Here is a 9,225-nt window from a genome sequence, read left to right as displayed (position 1 = left end):
AACAAGGGGATACAGCGGTTCTTTACGTATTCAACTGTCAAAGACAGGATTATACCCCAGATATTGAACAATCACAAATGGTTTCTATTTTAGCGGTCGTGTCCATCCATAACTCCGCCATATTATAACTGATTATATTCAAAATAAATCCTATCAAATCACAAATTCGTATACCCCATCAAAGATTCATCCACAGCCCTTGCCGCTTCTCTGCCCTCACGAATCGCCCAGACTACCAGCGACTGCCCTCTGTGCATATCTCCCGCCGTAAATACATGCTTTACGGAAGTCTGATACTGTCCGGGCTGGGTTGCCACATTGGTTCTTGTGTCCAATTCTACTTTAAAGGCATCCGTAACATATTTCTGTGCTCCTAAGAAACCTGCCGCAATCAGTACCAGATCCACATTGACTGTCTCCTGGTTTTCCGTGGTGGGAACCATCATCATGCGCCCTGTTTTTTCATCCTTTTTACTTTCCAGCTTCATAATTTTAGCCTGACTGACCTCGCCCTTTTTATTTGCAATAAATTCTGAGACGGTTGTCTGGTATACGCGGGGATCGTGTCCAAAGACCTCAATTGCTTCTTCCTGGCCATAATCTGTTTTACATATTTTGGGCCATTCGGGCCACGGATTATCAGCTGTACGTGTATCCGGTGCCTTTGGCATCATTTCAAGCTGGATTACAGACGCCGCGCCCAGACGTATTGCAGTCCCAACACAGTCGTTACCGGTATCCCCGCCACCGATTACCATGACCTTCTTTCCTTTGGCAGAAATAAAGTTCTGATCAGCAAAATTGGAATCCAGCAGGCTCTTTGTGGCAGCTTTCAGGAAATCTACCGCAAAAAAGATTCCCTTTGACTCCCTGCCCGGAACACTGATGTCCCTGGGATTGGATGCACCACAAGCCAGAATTACACGGTCAAAATCTTTTAGCAGTCCATTTGCCTTGATATCTTCACCTATATTCGTATTGGTAATAAATGTGATTCCCTCTGCTTCCATAATCGCAATTCTTCTATCTATTATGGACTTTTCCAGCTTCATATTGGGTATGCCATATCGAAGAAGTCCTCCAACCCGGTCATTTCTTTCAAAGACCGTCACCTTGTGTCCTCTTTTGTTAAGCTGCACAGCTGCTGCAAGTCCGGCTGGTCCGCTTCCCACGACTGCAACCTTTTTTCCGGTTCTGACTTTGGGTGGATTTGGAACCACCAATCCCATCTCAAATGCATTTTCAATAATTGCCCATTCATTTTCTTTCGTGGCTACCGGTTCTCCATTTAAGTTGCAGGTACATGCTGCTTCACACAGTGCCGGACATACCCTGGCGGTAAACTCCGGGAAACAATTGGTTTTCGCCAGTCTGTGATATGCCTGTTCCCAGCTTCCGTTATACACCAGATCGTTCCATTCCGGAATCAGGTTCTGCAATGGACAGCCCGATGCCATTCCTCCGATCATCATGCCGGACTGGCAGAACGGAACACCGCATGCCATACATCTTGCTCCCTGAAGCCGCTGCTTTTCCCTGGATAAGGGAATGTGGAACTCGCTGAAATTCTTAATTCGGACTTTTGGACGTATTGTCACGCTGGTCTCTCTGTTAAAATCTAAAAATCCTGTTGGTTTTCCCATTTAATTTCCTCCCATCTCCAACCGGCATCTATCCGCCGGTGGCCATTATCCTCTCGTATTCGCATAAAATGCTTCAATCTGCGCCTGTTCGCTGCTCAGTCCTTTTTCTTCCATTTGGACAATTTTCATCAGCATCCGGTTATAATCTTTTGGAATAATCTTTTTAAATTTAGGGAGATATTCTTCAAAATGCTCCAAAATTTTCTTTCCTTTTTCCGAATTGGTGTAAGCTGCATGTTCTTTGATCATTTCCTTCAGTTCAAGGACATCATATTTGGATGTAATCTTATCAATAGATACCATCTCTTTGTTCAGCTTCCGATAGAGGTCACTGTTCTCATCCAGTACATAAGCGATTCCGCCGCTCATGCCTGCCGCAAAGTTCTTACCGGTACTGCCAAGGATCACCACCCGTCCTCCTGTCATGTATTCACAGCCATGGTCGCCCACGCCCTCCACTACCGCATTGGCACCGGAGTTACGCACACAGAAACGTTCCCCTGCCACACCATTTATATATGCCTTTCCACTGGTTGCTCCATAGAGGGCAACATTTCCGATAATAATATTTTCATCTTGTTTGTATTTTGCAGATTTGGGAGGATAAACAATCAGCTTTCCGCCGGACAGACCTTTGCCAAAATAATCGTTGCTGTCACCTACCAGTTCCAGAGTAAGCCCCTTTGGAATAAAAGCTCCGAAACTCTGTCCCCCGGCACCGTTACATTTCACGGTGTAAGTGTCCTCTTCCAGCCCGTCCGGATACATTTTCGTGATTTCAGAACCAAATATCGTTCCAAAAGAGCGGTCCGTATTCATAACATCTACCTCGATGCTTCTTTTCTGCCGATTAGACAATGCCCCTTTTAATTTCTTCACCAAAATTTTCTCATCCGCTGTTTTCTCAAGTTCAAAATTATAAACCTGTACCGGATCAAAAGTCACTTTCATCCCTTCTTTTGCAAATGGGTTGTTAATAATTGCGCTTAAATCTACTCTGGAAGCTTTTTTATTAGCAATGTCGGCTTTTCGTTTTAATAAATCCGACCTTCCAACCAGTTCATCAATGGTGCAAACACCCAGTTTAGCCATATATTCACGCAGCTCTTCTGCGATAAATTTCATAAAATTCATGACATATTCCGGTTTTCCCCGGAACCGCTTGCGAAGTTCCGGATTCTGGGTTGCCACTCCTACCGGACAGGTATCCAGGTTGCACACCCGCATCATAACGCATCCCATCGTAACCAGAGGGGCGGTTGCAAAACCATATTCTTCTGCACCTAATAGTGCGGCAATTGCCACATCCCTTCCGCTCATCAGTTTACCGTCTGTTTCAATCACTACTTTATTGCGCAGGCCGTTCATAATCAATGTCTGATGGGTCTCTGCTAACCCCAGTTCCCAGGGCAGTCCGGCACCCAGAATAGAACTTCTCGGTGCTGCACCGGTTCCTCCATCATATCCGGAGATGAGTATTACCTGGGCACCTGCTTTTGCCACACCTGCGGCAACGGTACCTACCCCGGCTTCCGCCACCAGCTTTACAGAAATCCGGGCTTCCTTATTGGCATTTTTGCAATCATAGATCAGCTGTGCCAAATCTTCAATAGAATAGATATCATGATGGGGCGGCGGTGAAATCAGGCTGACCCCTGGTGTGGAATGTCTGGTCTTCGCAACCCAGGGATAGACTTTCTGCCCGGGCAGATGTCCGCCTTCTCCTGGTTTTGCACCCTGTGCCATTTTAATCTGGATTTCTTTTGCACTTACCAGGTATTTGCTGGTGACTCCAAATCGTCCGCTGGCAACCTGCTTGATAGCGGAACAGCGGTTTATACCGTCTTTCCCCGTTTTCAAACGTTCATCACTTTCTCCACCTTCACCGCTGTTGGATTTTCCATGAAGCCGGTTCATGGCAATAGCCAGCGTCTCATGTGCTTCCTGGGATATGGATCCGTAAGACATCGCTCCGGTCTTGAATCTCTGAACAATGGAATCCACACTTTCCACTTCTTCTATTGGTACGCCTTTTTCCGGATAGCGGAAATCTAAAAGACTTCTCAGATATCCCGTTTCTTCCTTATCCACCATCTCTGTATACTGTTTAAATAATTCGTAGCTGCCCTGTTTTGTAGATTCCTGAAGCAGATGAATGGTCTTGGGATTATAACGGTGCTCTTCTCCCTGGCTTCTCATTTTATGTCTTCCAATACTGTCCAGCGTCAGATCTACCCCAAGGCCCAGGGGATCAAATGCCGCAGAGTGCAGTGCGTCCATATCACCGGCTATATCCTCCAGATTAATACCACCGATTCTGCTCACCGTATTAGTAAAATATTTCTCCACAACATCCGGGTCAATACCTACTGCTTCAAAAATCTGTGATCCCTGATAGGATTGAATTGTGGAAATTCCCATTTTAGAAGCAATTTTTACAATACCATGCAATACCGCATTATTGTAATCATCTACCGCCGCATAATAATCTTTGTCAAGCATCTCGCTGTCAATCAGCTGGCGGATTGTCTCCAATGCCAGGTATGGATTAACTGCACAGGCTCCATACCCCAAAAGTGTGGCAAAGTGATGTACCTCTCTTGGCTCTCCCGATTCCAATACAATCGCCAGTGAGTTTCTTTTTTTCGTCTTCACCAAATGCTGGTGCACTGCAGATACCGCAAGCAGGGAAGGGATGGGCACGTGGTTTTCATCTACACCTCGATCTGTCAGAACCAGAATGTTGGCACCGTCCCGGTGCGCCTTATCCACTTCTACAAACAGGCGTTCAATCGCCCTGACAATACTGGTGCTTTTATAATAAGTGATAGGAACTTCCGCCGTCTGAAAGCCGTCTACCTTCATGCTTTTGATCTTCATCATATCCGTATTGGTTAAAATGGGATTTTGGACTTTAAGCACCTGGCAGTTTGCAGCCTGTTCTTTTAACAGGTTTCCATCCTTTCCCACATAAACAGTGGTGGATGTTACCACTTCCTCACGAATGGCATCAATGGGTGGATTGGTAACCTGGGCAAAAAGTTGTTTAAAATAATTAAACAACGGCTGGTGTTCTTCTGATAACACTGCAATCGGCGTATCCACACCCATGGCTCCGATTCCTTCCGCTCCATTTAACGCCATATTGCGGATGGAGGTGCGGTACTCCTCATAGGTATAGCCAAATGCTTTCTGGAGTCTTGCCAGTTCTTCCGGCTGGTACTCATGTGCCCTTGTATTAGGAATCTTAAGATCCCGCAGCTGTACCAGATAACTGTCTATCCACTCCCCGTAAGGCTGGCTTTTCGCATAGCGCTCTTTTAAGGTATCATCATCCACCACTTCTCCCTTAACGGTATCTACCAGCAGCATTTTACCGGGATGAAGCCTTTCTTTTAAAACAATTTTCGCCGGGTCTATATCCAGTACCCCAACCTCAGAAGATAAAACCATATATCCATCATCTGTAATATAGTACCTGGAAGGCCGAAGTCCATTGCGGTCCAGCACTGCCCCCATAATATCCCCGTCACTGAAAAGAATCGATGCCGGTCCGTCCCAGGGTTCCATCATTGTCGCATAGTACTGATAGAAATCCTTCTTTGACTGGGTCATATTGCGGTTATTATCCCATGGCTCCGGGATCATAATCATAACAGCCAGCGGCAAATCCATTCCGCTCATAACAAGGAACTCCAGCGTATTATCAAGCATTGCAGAATCAGATCCCTGGGTATTTACAACAGGAAGAACCTTATGTAATTCATCCTGTAAATGAGGGGAAATCATTGTCTCTTCCCTCGCCAGCATTTTATCCGCATTGCCTCTGATGGTATTGATTTCACCATTGTGCACAATAAAGCGGTTTGGATGCGCCCGCTGCCAGCTGGGATTAGTGTTGGTGCTGAATCTGGAATGCACGGTTGCAATAGCCGATTCATAGTCCGGGCTCTGCAGATCGGCAAAGAACGTACGAAGCTGCCCAACCAGAAACATCCCTTTATATACAATGGTTCTGCTGGAAAGGGAGACCACATAGGTATTATCATTACTCTGTTCAAAAACCCGGCGGGCTACATAAAGCCTTCTGTCAAAATCCAGGCCCTTTTCTACATCATTTGGCTTTTTGATAAATGCCTGCATAATGCAGGGCATACATTCCAATGCTTTGTGTCCCAATACCTCGGGAACGGTAGGCACCTCTCTCCACCCCAGAAGTTCCAGTCCCTCTTTTTCCACAATGATCTCAAACATCTTCTTCGCCTGGTTTCTCTTTAATTCATCTTGGGGAAAGAAAAACATGCCAATCCCATATTCTCTTTCAGAACCTAAAAAGATGCCGAGGGATTTGCAGGTCTTCGAAAAGAATCTGTGAGAAATCTGTAATAGGATTCCTACACCGTCACCTGTTTTTCCTTCGGCATCTTTGCCAGCTCTATGTTCTAAATTTTCTACAATCTTCAATGCATTCTCTACGGTCTCATGGGTTTTCACACCTTTGATATTCACAACGGCGCCTATGCCGCAGTTATCGTGTTCAAACGTCTGTCTGTACAGCCCGCTCCCCCCCGATCGCAATATTCGGTTTTGTCTCGTCATATTTTCGTTCCTTTCTCTCGTTTTTCTCTGAACATAATATACACCTATTTTTTTCATCTGTAAACCATTAATTTTTAACTTATTGTCAGATTATTCATCTATTTAGCTTCATTTTTTATATTGTCTGATTATTGTAATTGTAAATTTATTTCTGCCGCCACTGTAAAAACATTAGTCAAGCTGTCATCCATCTTTTTTCCAAATATTTTTTTATAAATCCTGCTTTATTTTCCTTTTAAAACATTATTGTTTTAATTGTGTATAAAATTAAAGGACGATTTTGGATGTCAGAACACGTCTGACAACTCCAAAATCATCCTCACCCTTCTGTTAAAGAAATGCACTGAATAGAACGGAAGATAAATTAACTGCGATATGAAATACAATTGGCGCCTTAATCGTTCCCCATTTTTCATAAACCCAGATCAGCAGAAGTGCCATTGGCAATGCAAATAAAAACTGAATCATGTTTCCATGATAGATTGCAAATATAAAAGCCCCCAGACATACTGCCGCTTTCTTCGATCTGACAAACCGTTTTATCCGCTGGTACACCAGCCCCCGAAACAAATACTCTTCCATTATCGGCACCAGAATTCCCACACCAATAATCTGTATCCAAAGCCCGCTTCCAAACAATGCTTCCTGAGCTGCATTAGAGAATACTCTGTCAACCTCTATAAGATTAATCAGAAACGACAACACCTGATTGCTGATGACCGCCATCACAATAATCAACAGATAGGTCCATGCCGGCATGGCGTCGGGACGGTCCTTTTTCCGCCCATAAAGCTGCCCGTCCTTCCAGTATAAAAACCATACTACCGGAAGCACAATCAGCGCCGCCAGCGTTGTCAGCAATGCGGAATCAAATCTGCTGCCGAACACCGTTACCACTCCTGCCGACGCCAGAAAATGAATCAATATCGGAACCAGTACTCCTGCAACATTATCAAATATCATAAATGAACGCGCCCCTATCTTCCAAAATAGTCATCGATACCATTGGCAATTCCCTGTACCATCACATCCTGGTTCCCAGAATCCGCCATATATGCATCATCACCCGGATTAGTCATAAATCCCATTTCCAGTATCGTTACCGGTATCTGGCTCCAGTTGATTCCCGTCATCTCATCCTCTGCGAGAATTCCCCGGTTAATCAGCCCTGTGGCTTCACAATAGCGGTCAATCAGGCATTGAGACAGACGCATACATTCCTCTGATATGCTTCCAACATAAGGATTCGATTGTGTGGGTGCCATAGTAAGTGCACCGGCAACACTGCTGTCTTCCGAACCATTTGCATGTATGCGTACCAGAATATCTGCCCCCGCTTCATTGGCGATGGTTGCCCTGTCAATATTCCCAAGATCAACTTCATGGGTTGTCCTTGTCATTACCACCTGATAACCTCGTTTTTCCAGCTCAGTCTGAAGTTTTAAAGAAACGTCCAGATTCAATTCGTATTCATCCAGACCGGATACACTACCTGTGGTACCGGTAGCGAGGCGTGCCTTCATCACCTCAGAACCAGGACCGTTTGCTTCTTTTTGGCTCATATCCTGTCCCGGTCCCTGATGACCTGCATCCACGGCAACAACAGGTCCCTGGGCTTTTGTTTCCTGGGAATTCGATGTTTCCCGTTCATTTTGTACGGTTCCCTGATCTGTTTTTGTATCTTTTCCGGGCTCTTCCCCTGTCTTTCCCTGTTCTTTATTTGTTTCTTTATTCTGTTCTTTATTGGTTTCATTTTTTGTTTCTTTATTTGTTTCTTTATTCGTTTCTTTATTGGTTCCTTTATTCATTTCTTTATTCGTTTCTTTACTCGTTTCTTTATTCGTTTGATTATCATTTTCCGTCTTTTGCTTCCCAGTACTTCCACCTGCTGAATCAGAACCTGCTTCTGTCACAGCCTCTCCATTATTGGTATTTCCGCTGCTGTCCAAAAACGTACAGCCGGTTGTTAACAGCACAATCGCCATTGCTGCTCCCAAACACTTTACTAATTTTCTATGCATTTTTTGTTCCTTTCTCCTGAGACTGTTCATGATCCAAACATAAATCGGCCTTGTGAATGATTACATAATGGCTGGTATTTTATCATCTTCGGGTTCTGTTCTCCATTGGACATTTTTAAACAGAAGTTGAAAATATCTAAAATACCAGCCACATGAATGTTTCTCTTTTAGAATAAATTAGGTAACTCCATTGATTTCAAATAACATTTCCCACCTTGATAAATAAAATAAAATTTCGCTTCTTTGGCATAAGACTGGGATTCTTCTGTTTCAGTGTCCCCATCTTCACCTTCCGTAATACGGGTTCCTGTATATTTACAATTATATTTTGTCTTAACTTCTATTCCAATGTAACTTTCTTCTTTCGCATCCGGAAAATACGGCTCTCCATAGGTACTGTTAAACCCGCTAAATTCCAGCTGTTCAATTACCAGCGCAGGATCTGAGAACAGATTCCCGCTAACCGTTTTCAATAAAGTTTCTTTATCCTGTACTTTATCAAAAACAGCTCCCAGTGACTGTACCGTCTGATTCTGTACTGCTGACGAATAGAATTCCTTCAGCGCCTGCTTGCCAAGCTCCTGCATCTGTGTCTTTGCATTTTCACTAAGCTTGCATTCCTCTCTGACATCTACGGAACTTTCATCCTGCTCCGGCTTCCATTTCGTCTCATATTTTTCAAAAGGTAGTCCTGACACCGTCAATGTGTATTCCTTTTTCTCCAAATATGGTACTACATAAGATTTTGCACCTGCAGACAGTTTCTCATCTTCTTTCACCAAACTGTTCTCCAATGCTTTTTGATCCAGCATAACTTTGGAATCCACCGGTGCCGTAACCTTCACATTCTTTGCCTCGTCTACATGGTCATTGCACACCCAGCGTTCAAACATGCCATATCTCTTATTATCCTGGCGAACCAGATCTATCGTTCCTGTTACCGGATCTTTACTGTCTTTGGG

The 9,225-nt window shown here is 44.2% G+C and carries 5 protein-coding genes; all 5 read right to left on the bottom strand.

What is annotated here, in order from left to right; genetic code table 11:
* Window positions 1–158 precede the first annotated feature (158 nt).
* A complete protein-coding gene (locus ACH2DQ_RS20100; protein WP_394911728.1) occupies window positions 159–1,643 on the bottom strand; it encodes a glutamate synthase subunit beta in 1,485 nt (494 codons plus the stop codon).
* Between the two features lie 45 nt (window positions 1,644–1,688).
* Entirely contained in the window at window positions 1,689–6,242 is a 4,554-nt protein-coding gene (gltB, locus tag ACH2DQ_RS20095) for a glutamate synthase large subunit (protein ID WP_394911729.1), read from the bottom strand.
* A gap of 330 nt (window positions 6,243–6,572) precedes the next feature.
* Window positions 6,573–7,205 carry a CPBP family intramembrane glutamic endopeptidase gene (locus ACH2DQ_RS20090; RefSeq protein ID WP_394911730.1) on the bottom strand — a complete coding sequence of 211 codons (633 nt, stop codon included), beginning with the start codon at window positions 7,203–7,205 and terminating at the stop codon, window positions 6,573–6,575.
* 14 nt (window positions 7,206–7,219) lie between these two features.
* Window positions 7,220–8,263, bottom strand: a complete 1,044-nt coding sequence (locus tag ACH2DQ_RS20085; protein ID WP_394911731.1) for an N-acetylmuramoyl-L-alanine amidase — start codon at window positions 8,261–8,263, stop codon at window positions 7,220–7,222.
* Between the two features lie 167 nt (window positions 8,264–8,430).
* Window positions 8,431–9,225, bottom strand: a 795-nt coding sequence (locus ACH2DQ_RS20080; protein ID WP_395028029.1) for a hypothetical protein, incomplete at its 5' end; no start/stop codon positions are given.

The sequence above is a fragment of the Robinsoniella sp. genome (genome assembly GCF_034124845.1).
Note: the sequence above shows the minus strand (reverse complement) of the source record. Positions and strands in the feature narration are given on the sequence as shown.

Bases quoted from the DNA above. Each gene is read 5' to 3' on its own strand.
- ACH2DQ_RS20100 (WP_394911728.1), bottom strand. From the start codon at position 1,643: ATGGGAAAACCAACAGGATTTTTAGATTTTAACAGAGAGACCAGCGTG.
- ACH2DQ_RS20085 (WP_394911731.1), bottom strand. From the start codon at position 8,263: ATGCATAGAAAATTAGTAAAGTGTTTGGGAGCAGCAATGGCGATTGTG.
- ACH2DQ_RS20090 (WP_394911730.1), bottom strand. From the start codon at position 7,205: ATGATATTTGATAATGTTGCAGGAGTACTGGTTCCGATATTGATTCAT.
- gltB (WP_394911729.1), bottom strand. From the start codon at position 6,242: ATGACGAGACAAAACCGAATATTGCGATCGGGGGGGAGCGGGCTGTAC.